This is a genomic window from Leifsonia sp. 71-9 (genome assembly GCF_001898805.1).
Classification (GTDB): Bacteria; Actinomycetota; Actinomycetes; order Actinomycetales; family Microbacteriaceae; genus Leifsonia.
In genome coordinates this window covers 62,558-76,827 of sequence record NZ_MKVJ01000022.1, presented here as the reverse complement: position 1 = coordinate 76,827, position 14,270 = coordinate 62,558, and the positions used below count along the sequence as shown (strand labels likewise).

Here is a 14,270-nt window from a genome sequence, read left to right as displayed (position 1 = left end):
GTGAACCTCGGCGGGAGGTCAGAGCGCGAAGGCGAGGATGACGTCGGCGAGGGTGTCGGGTGCGACCGGGCCGGCGGGGTCGTACCACTCGGTCAGCGAGTTGATCGTGCCGAAGAGGAGGCGCGCGACGACGACCGGGTCGGCGTCGGTTCGGAGCGCGCCCTCGGCCTGGGCCTCGGCGACGAGGTCGGCGACGGCGCGGTCGAAGGCGCGGCGGCGCGCGAGTGCGGCCCGCTCGACCTCGGTGTTGCCGCGCACCCGCAGCAGCAGGGTGACGTAGGGCTTGCGCTCGGCGAGCACGTTCACCGCACCGCGAAGTACCGCTGCGAGCCGGGCGGCGGCGGGACCGTCGGTCGCCTCCGGCGAGCGCAGCACGCCTTCCAGCCCGTCGAGGGCTTCGTCGAGGGCGAGCGCGAGCAGTTCGTCCTTGGACGCGACGTGGTGGTAGATCGCGGATTTGGAGAGGCCGAGGCGCGTGGCGAGCATCCCGATCGAGGTGGCGTCGTAGCCGTGCTCGTTGAACGCGGCGACCGCGACCTCCAGGATGCCGCGCTGGTCGTAGCCCGGGCGGCCGCGGCGCAGCCCGTCGGAGCGCGGCCCCTCGGCACGCAGTCCGTCGGTCGGCAGCGTCTCGGTCATGCGCCCCAGTGTGGCACGACTGGCGGCGACGAGGATATACTGAACGAACGATCAGTCAGTTAATGAGCGTCGATGGAGACGGAGGGACTGATGACCACGATCGACACCCCGGTGGAGCACGGCGAGCGCGAGGCCCAGGCCCGCTTCGACGAGCTCATCGCGTCGGACGCGCGCATCGAGCCGCGCGACTGGATGCCCGACGCCTACCGGCGCACCCTCGTGCGGCAGATGTCGCAGCACGCGCACTCCGAGATCATCGGCATGCAGCCGGAGGCCAACTGGATCACGCGCGCGCCGAGCCTGAAGCGCAAGGCCATCCTGATGGCGAAGGTGCAGGACGAGGCGGGGCACGGCCTCTACCTCTACTCCGCGGCGCAGACGCTCGGCGTCACCCGCGACGAGATGACCGAGCAGCTCATCGCGGGCACGGCCAAGTACTCCTCCATCTTCAACTACCCGACCCTCAGCTGGGCCGACATGGGCGCGATCGGCTGGCTGGTCGACGGCGCCGCCATCTGCAACCAGGTGCCGCTGTGCCGGTGCTCGTACGCCCCGTACGGCCGCGCGATGGTGCGCATCTGCAAGGAGGAGTCGTTCCACCAGCGGCAGGGGTTCGAGATCCTGTTGACGCTGATGCGCGGCACCCCGGAGCAGCGAAAGATGGCGCAGGATGCGGTCGACCGCTGGTACTGGCCGTCGCTGATGATGTTCGGGCCACCGGACGAGGAGTCGCCCAACTCGGCGCGCTCGATGGGCTGGAAGATCAAGCGCTTCTCGAACGACGAGCTGCGGCAGCGGTTCGTCGGGATGCTCGTGCCGCAGGCCGAGGCGCTCGGCGTCACCCTCCCGGATCCGCAGCTGCGCTGGGACGAGGAGCGCCAGGCGTACGAGATCGGGCCGATCGACTGGAGTGAGCTGCACGAGGTGATCGCCGGCCGCGGGCCGTGCAACGCGCAGCGGATGCAGCGGCGGCGCGAGGCGCACGAGGACGGCGCCTGGGTGCGGGAGGCCGCCGCCGCGTACGCCGCGAAGCGCGCGGAGGCCGCCGCGTGACCGCCGAGACCTGGCCGCTGTGGGAGGTGTTCGTCCGTGCCTCCCGCGGGCTGAGCCACGTGCACGTCGGCTCGCTGCACGCGCCCGACGAGGAGATGGCGGTGCGCAACGCCCGCGACCTCTACACGCGACGCAGCGAGGGCGTCTCGATCTGGGTGGTGCGCTCCGACGCGATCACCGCGAGCGACCCCGACGCCAAGGAGGCGTTCTTCACCTCCCCCGAGGGCAAGAACTACCGCCACGCGACCTATTACACGGAGAGCGAAGGGGTGAAGCACCTGTGACCGCCGTCCCGGGCGCCGACGCCGATCCGCACGGCCACGTCGAGCTGAGCACCGTCACGCTGTCCGCCGAGTTCGTCGCGTCCGACACCCCGGCCTCCCCCGACGTCGCCGAGTACGCGCTCTGGCTCGGCGACGACGCGCTCGTGCTCGCCCAGCGGCTCGGGATGTGGATCTCCCGTGCACCCGAGCTGGAGGAGGATGTAGCCCTCGCCAACATCGCCCTCGACCTCCTGGGCCACGCCCGTTCCCTGCTGCGCTACGCGGGCACGGCCTCCGATCGCACCGAGGACGACCTCGCGTACTGGCGCGACGAGGACGCCTTCCGCTCGGCGCACCTGTTCGAGCTGCCCAACGGCGACTTCGCGCACACGATCGTGCGGCAGTTCGCCGCCGCCCACTACTTCGCCGAGCTGTACGACCGGCTGCGCGCCTCCACCGACCCGGTCCTCGCCGGGGTCGCCGCCAAGGCGGTCAAAGAGGTCGACTACCACCGCGACCACGCCGACCAGTGGATGCGCCGCCTCGCGCTCGGCACGGACGAGTCCCGCCGCCGCACCGTCACCGCCCTGGCGGACGTGTGGCCGAGCGTGGCGGAGCTGTTCCAGGACGAGCCGCTGATCGACCGGCTGGAGGGCGTCGCCGTGCGCCCCTCCACCCTGCGGCCCGATTTCGACGAGAGCCTGCGACCCGTGCTCGACGAGACCGGGCTGGAGCTGCCGGGCACGTTCGCCTCGGCGGGCGGCGGACGGCGCGGGCGGCACTCCGAGCACCTGGGGCCGCTGCTGGCGGAACTGCAGGTGCTCGCACGACAGCATCCGGGGGCGACATGGTGAACCACTTCGCGGAGGCCGACCGGGCGTGGGAGGCGGCGGCGGCCGTGCTCGACCCCGAGGTCCCCGTGCTCACGATCGACGACCTCGGCATCCTGCGCGCGGTCACCGTCACCGACGACGGCGTGGAGGTCGTGATGACGCCCACGTACTCCGGCTGCCCGGCGATGGAGACAATCCGCGAGGACGTCGTGCGCGCGCTGGCCCGCGAGGGGTTCGACGCCGTGCGGGTGCGCCTGGAGCTGTCCCCGGCCTGGACGACCGACTGGATCAGCGCGAGCGGCAAGGCCGCGCTGGAGGAGTTCGGGATCGCCCCGCCCACCGGGGTCGCGGCTGCGACCGGGCCGGTGCGCCTCACCCTCGCCGTGAAGTGCCCGCAGTGCGGTTCGCTGAACACCCGGCAGCTGTCGCGGTTCGGCTCCACCTCGTGCAAGGCGCTCTACGTGTGCGAGGGATGCGGCGAGCCCTTCGACCACTTCAAGGCCCTGTGAGGACCGGCTGATGGCCCGGGCGCGCTTCCACACGCTCGCGGTCGCCGAGGTGCGGCCGCTGACCGCGGCCAGCGTCGAGGTGACGTTCGCCGTGCCTCCCGAGCTGCGCGACGCGTACGACTATCTGCCCGGCCAGCACGTCGCCCTGCGGGCCGAGGTCGACGGACGGGAGCTGCGCCGCAGCTACTCGATCTGCCGGCCACCGCTGCCGCCGTCGGTCGACCGCGACGGCCGGATCAGCGTCGCGATCAAGCGCGACCTCGGCGGCGCGTTCTCCACCTGGGCGACGAGCGAGCTGAAGCCGGGCGACCGGATCGACGTGATGAGCCCGCAGGGCACCTTCACCGTCGATCTCGGCGCGCTCGACGGCCGGCACATCGCCGGGATCGCGGCGGGCTCCGGCATCACGCCCCTCATGGCGCTCGCCACGAGCGTGCTCACCGCCTCCCCCTCCGCTCAGTTCACCCTCGTGTACACGAACCGCACGGCGATCGACGTGATGTTCCTGGAGGAGCTCGCCGACCTCAAGGACCGCTTCCCCGCCCGGCTCGCGCTGCACCACGTGCTCTCGCGCGAGCAGCGCTCGGCGCCGCTGCTGTCGGGCCGGATCGACGAGGAGCGGCTGCGGCGGATGCTCGACGCCCTCCTTCCGCCGAGCACCGTGGACGAGTGGTTCCTGTGCGGGCCGTTCGAGCTCGTGCAGCTGTGCCGGGATGTGCTGGAGACCTACGGCGTCCCCCGCACGTCGGTGCACTTCGAGCTGTTCACGACCGGCGAGCCCGGCGAGGTGCGCGGCGACGTCGGGCATCCGGTGGTCGTGCACGACGGCGAGCGCACCGCCGAGATCGAGTTCACCCTGGACGGCACCACCTCCACCGTGACGACGCCGGTGGACGCGAACGAGTCCGTGCTGAACGCCGCGCTCCGGGTGCGCGCCGACGTCCCCTTCGCCTGCACGGGCGGCGTCTGCGGCACCTGCCGCGCCCGCCTGCTCGACGGGGAGGTGCGGATGACCGAGAACTACGCCCTCGAGCCCGAGGAGCTGGAGCGCGGCTACGTGCTCACCTGCCAGTCCCATCCCCTGACCGACCGGGTCGTCGTCGACTACGACGTGTGAGGAGCGAGCGCATGATCGAGCTGAGCATCGACGACGGGGTCGCCCGGGTCACCCTGAACGCCCCCGAACGGCTGAACGCGCTCGGCGCCGACGACCTCCGCGCCCTCGATGCGGCGTACGCGGAGGCCGAGGCCGCCGGCGTGCGCGCACTCGTGCTGCGCGGCGAGGGCCGCTCGTTCTGCGCGGGCCGCGACATCGCCGGCGTCGACACCGCGACAGACGACGTCAGCGGCTACCTGGACGGTCTCGTCACCCCGCTGCTGCGCCGGATGAGCGCCTTCCCCGCCCCGACCTTCGCCGCCGCGCAGGGTGCGTCGCTCGGCGTCGGCCTCGGCCTCCTGCTCGCCACCGACGTCGTCTACGTCGCCGAGGATGCCAAGATCGGCTCCCCCTTCGCCACGCTCGGCGCCGCCCTCGACTCGGGAGGTCACTGGCTGCTCGTCTCCCGCCTCGGCCCGCACCGCGCCCTCGACCTGATCTACTCGGGCCGGCTGCTCTCCGGCACCGAGGCGGTGGCGGGCGGGCTGTTCAGCCGCGCGCTGCCCGCGGAGTCGCTGCAGGAGGCGGTGGAGGCGGCTGCCACGACCGCCGCGACGGGCGCCACCCAGGCATACCTCGCGAGCAAGCGCATCGTCGCCGGCCTGCGCGACGGCACGCTCGGTCTGTGGGACTCGATGGCGGCCGAGAACGCCGCGCAGGCCGCCCTCCGCGACACCGCCGACTACCGCGAGGGCTTCACCGCCTTCCAGGAGAAGCGGCGGCCGCGGTTCACGGGGCGATAGCATGTATTTCAAGCTTTATACGCTGTTGTTATACGTTCTGAATTCTTTCTAAGATTTCCGCACGCGGTCAACGACGATCGCAGGGATGAGGGAAGATCGTGAGAATTCTGTCCATTCGCAACAGGAACGCGGCAGCAGTCGCGATCGCCAGTCTCGTCGCTGTGATGACGAGCGGCGCGGCCGCAGCGGGTACATCGAATACGGATCCAACGGCGGAGTTCGTTGTATTCGTCAATGAACTCCACGTCGACGCACCAACCGCAGCCGCACTCACCTCTCGATTCGACGCCCTAAGCGCTGACGAGCAGCGAGCGTTTCTCGAGACCGCAACGACGAATCCGCTCGCCGTCGTGGAATTCGAGGACGACGTTGAACCGACCGTAAAGCCAGCGGCTCCCCCGACCTATGCCGGCATCCAGACGTGGACCGCGACCTACCCGGTCACGGTGAGCGTTCTGGGAATCGACACGGGCACGTTCTCCTTGAGCTACACATTCCAGGGGACGTCCATCTCAACGACGAAGAATCTCGAATGCCGCGGATGGTTCTCGGGATTCGCCGGCTTCTGGTCTATTTCGAGCACGAGTTCGAACTACATCTCGGGCTCGAAAGGCACCTGCAAAGTCGTCCATCGAATGAGTGCGGTGTACAAGGGTTCATTCGTCACGGCCAACAAGGAGCAGTCGATCACGTTCGCGGGACCGACATTGATCGAGAAGTACACCCGGAACGTGTGACCTTGTGAGCGGAGGCGCCTGGAAAAGGTCCGTGCAACGTAGCGAATGGTGGCTCTGCGCATCCGCAGCCGTCTCGGCCCTGGCAATGCTCATGCATCCGGTTGCGTGGTTGGTCGGGCTCGGGACGGCTGTGGTCGCGCTGGTGCTCCTCTTCCGGAGGGGCGAGAGGCGACGAGGGCCCCTCGTCGCTGCCGTGGGTTTTGTCGCCGCCGCGACCTCGATCCTCGTGATCGTCGGCATCGCGACGCAGGAGCTCGTTTCAACGACGGACGATGAGGTCACGGTCGTGCGGATCGAATGACGCCGGCCGTGCGACGTTGATTACGCACGATGACGCCGGGGGTGCGCCCGCCTCCCGCGTCCCGCATCCTGGACCGCATGACCCGTCAGATCCGCTTCAATGCCTTCGACATGAACTGCGTCGCCCACCAGTCCTCCGGGATGTGGCGCCACCCCGACGACCAGGCGTGGCGGTACAAGGACCTCACGTACTGGACCGAGCTGGCGAAGCTGCTGGAGCGCGGGCGGTTCGACGGGATCTTCATCGCCGACGTGCTGGGCACCTACGACGTGTACGGCGGTGACAACGAGGCAGCGATCCGGCACGGCGCGCAGGTGCCGGTCAACGACCCCATCCTGCTGGTGTCGGCGATGGCGCTGGTGACCGAGAACCTGGGCTTCGGGATCACGGCGGGCACCGCCTACGAGCACCCGTATCCGTTCGCGCGCCGCATGTCGACGCTCGACCACCTGACCAAGGGACGCGTCGGCTGGAACGTCGTGACCGGCTACCTGCCGTCGGCCGCGCGCAACATGGGGCACGACGACCAGCTGGAGCACGACGACCGCTACGACCACGCCGACGAGTACCTCGAGGTGCTCTACAAGCTGTGGGAGGGGTCGTGGGAGGACGACGCCGTCGTCCGCGACCGCGAGACGGGCGTGTTCACCGACCCGGCGAAGGTGCACGAGATCGGGCACAGCGGCAAGCACTTCACCGTGCCGGGCATCCACCTCTCCGAGCCGAGCCCGCAGCGCACCCCCGTCATCTACCAGGCGGGCGCGTCCAAGCGCGGCATCGGTTTCGCGGCCGAGAACGCGGAGGCCATCTTCGTGGCCGCCTCCACGAAGGAGGGGCTGAAGGAGACGGTGGCCAAGCTGCGCGACGCGCTGGAGGCCGCGGGCCGGGACCGCTACGCCGCTCGCATCTACACGTTGCTTACCGTGATCACCGACGAGACGCCGGAGAAGGCGCAGGCGAAGTTCGAGGACTTCCTGCAGTACACCAGCGACGAGGGCGCGCTCGTGTTCATGTCGGGCTGGATGGGCGTCGACCTGTCGCAGTACGACCTCGACGAGCCGATCGGCCATGTGCAGAGCAACGCCATCCAGTCGGCGGTCGCGAACTTCCAGCGGCCGAACGAGGACGGCGGCGAGTGGACGGTGCGCGACATCGGCCGCAACGGCGCGATCGGCGGTCTGGGGCCGTTCATCGTGGGCTCGGGCGCGGAGATCGCCGACCAGCTGCAGGAGTGGGTGGAGGAGACCGACGTGGACGGGTTCAACCTCGCCTACGCGATCACCCCCGGCACGTTCGAGGACATCGTGGAGTTCGTCATCCCGGAGCTGCAGAAGCGCGGCGCCTACCCGACCGACTACGCGCCCGGGTCGCTGCGCAACAAGCTGCACGGCGCCGGCGACCGCGTGCCCGAGACGCATCGGGCAGCGAAGTACCGGGTCGGGGCGCCGGCGCAGGGGTGAGCCGGCCGCCTTGCACGCAAGCTTGCATGCAAGGCGTACACTGAAGGCATGATCCCCGCCGCCGAGCACGCCTACAGTCACGCCAAACGCCTCATCCTCTCGGGCGAGGCGCCCGGCGGGACCCTGCTCAGCGAGGCCCAGCTCGGCGCGGAGATCGGCGTCAGCCGCACCCCGGTGCACGAGGCGTTCCTGCGGCTCGCGGCGGAGGGCCTGCTCACCCTCGAGCCGCGCCGGGGCGCGATCGTCGTGCCGATGTCGCCCCGGGAGGCGCAGAACGTGCTCGACCTCCGCGAGGCGATCGAGGCCACGGCCGCCGCCCGCGTGCGCGACGGCGGGGGCGCCGACGAGGCGCTGCGGTCCGCGCTGGAGGAGGCCCTGGCCGAGCAGCGCGCGGCCATCGCCGAGGGCGACGTCGAGCGGTTCGTGGAGGCCGACCAGTGGTTCCACGCGGCCGTCGTCGACGCGTCCGGCAACGACCTCGCCGGTCACTTCTACGGGCTGCTGCGCGACCGGCAGCAGCGCATCCGGCACCAGCTGTTCCGCGTGCGGCCCGAGACCCTCGGCGACTCGCTCGCCGACCACGAGGCCCTGCTCGACGCGCTCCGCAGCGGCGGTGACTACCCGGGGCTGCTGCGCACGCACATCGCGCGCAACCAGGGCGCACTGTGAGCCGCCGGATCGCGGGTTCCCCCTGGCGCGGCGTCTTCGCCGTCATGTTCGTCTGCTCGTGGTGCGGCAACCAGTTCAGCCCGCTGCTGCTGATGTACAAGGACGTGCAGCACTACTCCGAGCTCACCGTCAACATGTTCCTCGGCGTCTACGTGCTGGGGCTCGCGCCGGCCCTCCTCGTCGCCGGAGCGCTCTCCGACCGGCACGGCCGCCGCCCGCTGATGCTGGCGGGCGTCATCACGGCCGTGCTCGCGAGCGCCGCGCTGGCCCTCGGCGCGCTCGGGCCGGTGCCGATCTACGTCGGCCGGCTGCTGTCGGGCATCACCGTGGGCATCGCGATGGCGGTCGGCACCAGCTGGATGAAGGAGGTGTCGTCGAGCCGGTTCGAGCCGGGCGTCGACGGCGCGGCCGGAGCGCGCCGCGCCTCCCTCGCCTTCACCCTCGGCTCGGCGGCGGGTGCCCTGGTCGCGGGAGGCATCGCGCAGTTCACCGCCTTCGGCGAGGAGCTCCCGTTCCTCGTCCACATCGCGCTGACCCTCCCGCTCGCGTGGATCGTCCTGCGCATCCCCGAGACGGCGACGACCGGCGGCGAGCGCGGACCGCTGCTCGCCCAGCTGCGCATCCCGGCGGCGGGCCACAAACGGTTCCGACGCGTGGTGCTCGTCGCCGCGCCGTGGATCTTCGCCGCGGCCGCGCTCGCCTACGGCTACCTGCCCGTGCTGCTCGGCGCGCAGACCGGCGAGTGGGGGCTCGGCTACGCGACGCTGCTCACCGTGATCGCGCTCGGCGTCGCCTCCCTCGTCCAGCCGATCGCGAAGCGGCTGCACTCGGTGTCGAGCGCGCGCGGTCTGGTCGCCGCCCTCGCGACGATCGCCGGCGGGCTCATCGTGCTCACCGGCGCGGTCGTCTCCCGCTCGCTCGTCCTCGGCGTCGTCGCGGCCGTGATCCTGGGCGCCGGGATGGGCATCGCCCTGGTCTCCGGGCTGCTGGAGGTGCAGCGGATCGCCACGCCGCGCGATCTCGCCGGGCTCACGGGGGTCTTCTACGCGGTCGCGTACGCCGGCTTCCTGGTCCCGACGATCATGGCGGCGCTCACCCCGCCGCTGTCGACCGTCGGGCTGTTCCTGGCGCTGATCGTGCTCGCCGCGCTCTCGGCGGTCGCCCTGCTCGCGTCCTACACGAAGCACCTGCCGCGCACGGCGGAGGCGTAGGAGCGGCCGCCGGGGCGTCGCGGGTCAGACCCGCGTCGCCAGCAGCCGCTCGACCGCCCGCAGCGGGATGGGGATCCACGCCGGACGGTGCCGCGCCTCATAGGCGATCTCGTAGACGGCCTTGTCGAGCTCGAACGCGTCGAGCAGCGCGTGGTGCTCGTCCAGCTCCGCACCGGCCACCGACGCGTACCCCTCCAGGTACGCATCACGGGCGCGGGAGGCCCAGGCTTCGGCGTCGACGGGTGGATGGCGCTGCGCCAGCGACCCCGCGACGTAGTCGAACGAGCGGAGCATGCCCGCCACATCCCGCATCGTCGAGTCGGGGAGGCTGCGCTCGGCCAGCGGACGCAGCGGTTCGCCCTCGAAGTCGATGAACTGCCAGCCGCGGTCGGGCGAATGGAGCACCTGGCCGAGGTGCAGATCGCCGTGGATGCGCTGCAGCACCGGGAGCGGGGCCGCCGCGGCCGCCTCGTAGACGGCGGCGATGCCGGGCCGCAGGAGCCCCACCTCGGGGACCTCGGTCGTGGTCACGGTCAGCCGGCGGAACATGGCGTCGAGCGCCTGCCGCACGTCGTCCGTGCCCGCCGGACGGGTCGGGAGGGCCTCGGCGAGCTGACGGTGCAGCTCCGCCGTGCCGCGGCCCAGGTCGAAGGCGCGATCGGCGAAGTCCTCCGCGTGCTCGGCGGCCGAGACGGCGAGCTCCCAGCCGTCCTCGGCCCCGACGAGGAAGTCCTGGATGAGCGCGAGCTCTCCGCCCGCACGGCCTCCGCTCGCCGACGGCCATTCGCCGGTCAGCCAGCCGAGCAGGGCCGGGGTGCGACGCGAGCCGCCCGAGGTGAGCGCCGCGAGCGTCGAGACGTCGGGGTTCTCGCCGTCCTGGACGACGCGGAACACCTTCACGAGTGCGAGGCGGTCGCCGGCGAGCTCGGCGACGATGGAGGTGTTGGACTGCTCACCGGTCAGGCGGCGCGAGGAGCGCACCTCGATCGGCTCGCCGAGCGCGTGGCCCTGCGCGTGGGCGTCGCGCCCCTCCGACCGCTGGGCCCCGGTCATCAGGCCGATGAGGGCGGCGACGTAGGCCTCCTCCGTCGGTCCGTCGTAGAGGAAGCGTCCGCCGGCCTCGCCGATGAGCGCGGCGGCATCGCCGTCGCGGTCCGGGCGCGCGACGACGGGCACCTGATAGACGCGTGGCGTGCGCGGCGCATCGTCGCAGAAGAAATGGGTGACGATGCGGAGGCCGGGTTCGGCGGGTTCGAGCTCGAATGAGGCGAGGAGGCGCAGTCGCGGCTCGACGCTCTTGGTCGAATACCACCGTTGGCGCCGCATCCATGACCCGACGAGCTCCGTGAGTTCGGTCATGCTCTGCACGGTACGCCCACCCGGCGACCTCGCCGAGAACAACCGGCGAACGCGCAGGATCCGTGCGCGGGGAGGCTCGTCAGCGGGTGCCGATGGTCACGCCGCGGGCCGCGAAGAACGGCATCGGGTCGATCTGCAGCCCATTGACCCGCACCTCCAGGTGCAGGTGGCAGCCGGTGGAGGCGCCCGTCGAGCCCACCTGCGCGATGGCCTGCCCGGCGGCGACGACCTCACCGACCGTCACGCCGATCCCGCCGTCGCGGATGTGCCCGTACGCCGTCTCCACGCCGCCCCCGTGGTCGATCAGGACGAAGTTGCCGTACGACCCGTTCGGCCCCGCCTCCACGACCGTCCCGGCCGCGGCGGCGACGATCGTGGTGCCGCACGCCGCTCCGATGTCGTCGCCCGGGTGGAAGAGGGCGGTGCCGGCCGGCCGCGAGGGGCGCGGCCCGAAGCCGTCGGTCAGGGGGCCGTGCACAGGCAGCGTCCAGCCGTCCGGGATGAGGGACGGATCGACCGTCAGTGTCTGCCAGCCCGTGTCGGCCGAGAGCACCGTCGGCACGGCGGCGAGGGCCGCGACGGCGAGGTCGACGCGGGACTGCGCGTCGGCGACGGCCTGCTCGGAGCCGGACACGTCGACGGCGGTGACGGCCTGCGCCGCCCGGTCGGCCTTCGTGCGGGCGGCGGCGGCGGCGCGGGCGTCGGCGCCGGCCGCGCGAATGGTGCGCTCCCCGTCGGCCGACAGCGAGCGCAGCCGGTCCACGGCGCCGAGCTTGCCCAGCAGGTTGCCGGGGCCGTCCAGGACGGCCGCGAGCGGATCCTCGGTCGGGGCGCGCGAGACCGCCGCGCGGACCAGCGCGGCCGCCGCGGCAGCCGACGACGCGGCGCGCTTCTCCGCCGCCTTCGCCTGGGCCTTCAGGGCGTCGGCGACCGTCGTCGCCTGCTCCTGCTCGCTCTGGGCCTCCCGCGACTGCTGGGAGGCCGTCGCCAACTGCTCCTGCGCGGCGGCGAGGTCGCTCGCGAGCTGCGCGGCCTGGGCGACCTCGGCCGTGTCGACCACCGGGCCGGAGCCGAGGTCGGGCACCGCCAGCGGGATGTCGTCCGTCGGGGCCGGAGCGGGCGCCCCGCTCGCCGGGGGCGCAGTCGTCGGGGTGCCGGACGGAGTCGGGGTGGGCGTGGGCGTGGGAGTCGGCGTCGACGTCCCGGTCGGATCCGGCGTCGGCGTCGGGGTCGGGGTCGGGGTGGACGTCGGCGTCTGCGTGGGCGTCGGCGTCTCGCTCTCCCCGCGGGTCGGCGACGGCGTCGGCGTCGCGCATCCCGTCGCCACGCAGTCCTCGGCCGACGCGGCCGTGACCGGCGCCGCGAGCACGCCCAGACCGCCGAGCGCGAGCGCCGAGACGAGGGCCAGCGCGTTCGCGGCCCGCAGGGGACCAGCGCGGCGCGGTGTCCCGCGTCGTGACCCCACCCGCCGACTTCGCTGCGCGCTCTGCATGATCACGCGGGCCCACGCCGAACGCGGCAGCGCCCGCCCTCCGATGCTCCCACCGCGCCGGGGTCCGGGACAAGACTCGGCCGTCAGGTCGGATGCGGCTCACAGCCTCCGCACGGTACGGTGAACCATTGTGACCGACAGCACCGCCACGACCCGCCCTCGCCGCGCCACTCGCAAATCCGGGTGGAAGTCGCTGCTGCGGGATGTCGTCGTCATCTTCGTCGTCGCGGTGCTCGTCTCGTTCCTCATCAAGACGTTCGTCGCGCGCTCCTTCTACATCCCGTCCGGGTCGATGGAGAACACGCTCCAGATCAACGACCGGATCATCGTGAACGAGCTCCAGCCGCGCGTCTTCCCGCTGCAGCGCGGTGACGTCGTCGTGTTCAAGGATCCGGGCGGCTGGCTGCCCGCGCCCGCCCCGGACAACAGCAACGCGCTCCAGAAGGGCGTCGGCGCGGTGCTCGACTTCGTCGGCCTCGGCGCCTCCGACAGCGACCAGCACCTCGTGAAGCGCCTCATCGGTCTGCCGGGCGACAAGATCAGCTGCTGCAACGCGCTCGGCCAGATGAGCGTCAACGGCGTGCCACTGAAGGAGCCGTACGTGCTCCTCCCCGCCGGCGTGCAGCAGGTCTCCGGCAAGCCGTTCTCCGTCACCGTGCCCGCGGGCAAGGTGTGGGTGATGGGCGACAACCGCTACAACTCGGCCGACTCCCGCTACCACATGGACGACCCGGGCGGCGGCTTCGTGCCGCTCGACGACGTGGTCGGCAAGGCGTTCGTGGTGAGCTGGCCGCTCAGCCACTGGTCGTGGCTCAGCGACTACCCCGAGACCTTCGCCGGGGTCGAGGACAAGAAGAAGTAGCTCAGTTCTCGGCGCGGCCCCGTCGCCAGTAGCCCATGAACGCCACGCGGTGCCGGTCGATGCCGTGCCCGCGCACCAGCAGGCGGCGCAGGGTCTTGACCGCGGCGGACTCCCCCGCGATCCACGCGTAGAAGCCGGTCTCGGTGTTCTCCGCCAGCTCCCAGAGCACGTCGCGGTCGACATCCACCCTCGCCAGGGGCTGCCGTCCGTCGGCCGCGGCCCGGGCGACGACCTCGGGATGCTCGCCGAGCCACCGCTCGACCGCGGGCACCAGCGCGCTGCCGCTCTCCGCGTCCCCGCGCGCGAGCCAGGTGATGGTCACTCCGCTCGGGGCCTCCAGCGCGAGCGCGTCATCGGCCGAGGGCACCTCGAGGAACACGTGCGCGGTGCAGTCGTCGGGGCGGGAGGCGAGGATCGCGGCGATGGCCGGGACCGCGGTCTCGTCGCCGACGACGAGCAGGTCGGTGCAGCCTCCCGGGTGCCAGTCGATCCCGACGCCCGTCGTCGTGCTCCGGGCGTCCGGGCCGACGATGACGAGCTCGTCACCGGGCGCGGCCGCGAGCAGCCAGCGGGCAGCGGGGCCGCCGTCGCCGTGGGAGACGAAGTCGATGTCGACGCGGCGGTCGGCCGGATCGGAGACGCGCACGGTGTAGGTGCGGAACGGATTGCGCCGGTGCTCGGGCAGGGCGCGCCACCGCTCGTACCAGTCGCCGGCCGCGATCGAGTCCTCGTCGTCGAACCCGAGGTCGGAGAACGTGCCGTCCGCGAGCGGGAAGAGCAGCTTGATCCGTTGGTCGAGCCCCTCGGTCCCGAAGTGCTCGAAGTCGTCGCTGCGGAAGCTGACCCGGGTGAAGTGCGGGCTGAGCGGCTGGACGGCGGAGACGCGGGCGCGGTACGGACGGTAGGCGGGGCGGTCCGTCCGGGTCGGGGCGGTGGTGGACACTCGGGTGCGGATCCTCTCGAACTTTCAGCAGAATTGAAAA

At 71.9% G+C, this 14,270-nt stretch carries 16 protein-coding genes; 12 read left to right on the top strand and 4 right to left on the bottom strand.

From position 1 onward, the window contains the following. Positions 1-18: 18 nt before the first annotated feature. Positions 19-639 carry a TetR/AcrR family transcriptional regulator gene (locus tag BGO91_RS20390; protein ID WP_290474569.1) on the bottom strand — a complete coding sequence of 207 codons (621 nt, stop codon included), beginning with the start codon at positions 637-639 and terminating at the stop codon, positions 19-21. Positions 640-729: 90 nt separating this feature from the next. On the opposite strand from BGO91_RS20390, the gene paaA reads away from it, so the two are divergent. The 11 genes from paaA (at position 730) to BGO91_RS20335 (ending at position 9,574) form a co-directional block, all read left to right on the top strand. Continuing rightward, on the top strand, positions 730-1,692 hold the full coding sequence (paaA, locus tag BGO91_RS20385; RefSeq protein WP_290474568.1) for a 1,2-phenylacetyl-CoA epoxidase subunit PaaA: 963 nt from the start codon (positions 730-732) through the stop codon (positions 1,690-1,692). Further along, positions 1,689-1,976: a 1,2-phenylacetyl-CoA epoxidase subunit PaaB gene (gene paaB / locus BGO91_RS20380; protein WP_290474567.1), complete on the top strand. Its 288-nt coding sequence runs from the start codon at positions 1,689-1,691 to the stop codon at positions 1,974-1,976. The genes paaA and paaB overlap by 4 nt, the downstream gene beginning before the upstream one ends. Before the next feature lie 44 nt (positions 1,977-2,020). Beyond that, on the top strand, positions 2,021-2,809 hold the full coding sequence (gene paaC / locus BGO91_RS20375; protein WP_290474723.1) for a 1,2-phenylacetyl-CoA epoxidase subunit PaaC: 789 nt from the start codon (positions 2,021-2,023) through the stop codon (positions 2,807-2,809). Next, a complete protein-coding gene (gene paaD, locus BGO91_RS20370) occupies positions 2,803-3,297 on the top strand; it encodes a 1,2-phenylacetyl-CoA epoxidase subunit PaaD (protein WP_290474566.1) in 495 nt (164 codons plus the stop codon). The genes paaC and paaD overlap by 7 nt, the downstream gene beginning before the upstream one ends. A 10-nt stretch (positions 3,298-3,307) precedes the next feature. After that, the gene (paaE, locus tag BGO91_RS20365; RefSeq protein WP_290474565.1) at positions 3,308-4,414 is read left to right on the top strand and encodes a 1,2-phenylacetyl-CoA epoxidase subunit PaaE; all 1,107 of its coding nucleotides are present in this window, start codon (positions 3,308-3,310) and stop codon (positions 4,412-4,414) included. A gap of 11 nt (positions 4,415-4,425) precedes the next feature. Further along, positions 4,426-5,196, top strand: a complete 771-nt coding sequence (locus BGO91_RS20360) for an enoyl-CoA hydratase-related protein (RefSeq protein WP_290474564.1) — start codon at positions 4,426-4,428, stop codon at positions 5,194-5,196. Between the two features lie 98 nt (positions 5,197-5,294). Continuing rightward, the gene (locus tag BGO91_RS20355) at positions 5,295-5,933 is read left to right on the top strand and encodes a hypothetical protein (RefSeq protein WP_290474563.1); all 639 of its coding nucleotides are present in this window, start codon (positions 5,295-5,297) and stop codon (positions 5,931-5,933) included. Positions 5,934-5,964: 31 nt separating this feature from the next. After that, positions 5,965-6,234: a hypothetical protein gene (locus tag BGO91_RS20350; RefSeq protein WP_290474562.1), complete on the top strand. Its 270-nt coding sequence runs from the start codon at positions 5,965-5,967 to the stop codon at positions 6,232-6,234. A gap of 77 nt (positions 6,235-6,311) precedes the next feature. Further along, positions 6,312-7,694, top strand: coding sequence for an LLM class flavin-dependent oxidoreductase (locus BGO91_RS20345; protein ID WP_290474561.1), 1,383 nt, complete (start codon positions 6,312-6,314; stop codon positions 7,692-7,694). A 48-nt stretch (positions 7,695-7,742) separates the two neighbouring features. Beyond that, entirely contained in the window at positions 7,743-8,363 is a 621-nt protein-coding gene (locus tag BGO91_RS20340) for a GntR family transcriptional regulator (protein ID WP_290474560.1), read from the top strand. After that, entirely contained in the window at positions 8,360-9,574 is a 1,215-nt protein-coding gene (locus tag BGO91_RS20335; RefSeq protein ID WP_290474559.1) for an MFS transporter, read from the top strand. The genes BGO91_RS20340 and BGO91_RS20335 overlap by 4 nt, the downstream gene beginning before the upstream one ends. 24 nt (positions 9,575-9,598) lie before the next feature. Here the strand turns inward: BGO91_RS20335 and BGO91_RS20330 are convergent, their stop codons facing one another. Then, on the bottom strand, positions 9,599-10,933 hold the full coding sequence (locus tag BGO91_RS20330; RefSeq protein ID WP_290474558.1) for a hypothetical protein: 1,335 nt from the start codon (positions 10,931-10,933) through the stop codon (positions 9,599-9,601). A gap of 79 nt (positions 10,934-11,012) precedes the next feature. Further along, entirely contained in the window at positions 11,013-12,398 is a 1,386-nt protein-coding gene (locus BGO91_RS20325; protein ID WP_290474557.1) for a M23 family metallopeptidase, read from the bottom strand. A gap of 157 nt (positions 12,399-12,555) precedes the next feature. Between BGO91_RS20325 and lepB the strand changes: the two genes are divergently transcribed. Next, on the top strand, positions 12,556-13,287 hold the full coding sequence (gene lepB, locus BGO91_RS20320; protein ID WP_290474556.1) for a signal peptidase I: 732 nt from the start codon (positions 12,556-12,558) through the stop codon (positions 13,285-13,287). Between the two features lies 1 nt (position 13,288). On the opposite strand, the gene BGO91_RS20315 is transcribed toward lepB, so the two are convergent. Further along, on the bottom strand, positions 13,289-14,230 hold the full coding sequence (locus BGO91_RS20315; protein ID WP_290474555.1) for a siderophore-interacting protein: 942 nt from the start codon (positions 14,228-14,230) through the stop codon (positions 13,289-13,291). Between the last annotated feature and the right edge of the window lie 40 nt (positions 14,231-14,270).

Bases quoted from the DNA above. Each gene is read 5' to 3' on its own strand.
- BGO91_RS20345 (WP_290474561.1), top strand. From the start codon at position 6,312: ATGACCCGTCAGATCCGCTTCAATGCCTTCGACATGAACTGCGTCGCC.
- BGO91_RS20330 (WP_290474558.1), bottom strand. From the start codon at position 10,933: ATGACCGAACTCACGGAGCTCGTCGGGTCATGGATGCGGCGCCAACGG.
- BGO91_RS20390 (WP_290474569.1), bottom strand. From the start codon at position 639: ATGACCGAGACGCTGCCGACCGACGGACTGCGTGCCGAGGGGCCGCGC.
- BGO91_RS20340 (WP_290474560.1), top strand. From the start codon at position 7,743: ATGATCCCCGCCGCCGAGCACGCCTACAGTCACGCCAAACGCCTCATC.
- paaE (WP_290474565.1), top strand. From the start codon at position 3,308: ATGGCCCGGGCGCGCTTCCACACGCTCGCGGTCGCCGAGGTGCGGCCG.
- BGO91_RS20360 (WP_290474564.1), top strand. From the start codon at position 4,426: ATGATCGAGCTGAGCATCGACGACGGGGTCGCCCGGGTCACCCTGAAC.
- paaD (WP_290474566.1), top strand. From the start codon at position 2,803: ATGGTGAACCACTTCGCGGAGGCCGACCGGGCGTGGGAGGCGGCGGCG.
- paaA (WP_290474568.1), top strand. From the start codon at position 730: ATGACCACGATCGACACCCCGGTGGAGCACGGCGAGCGCGAGGCCCAG.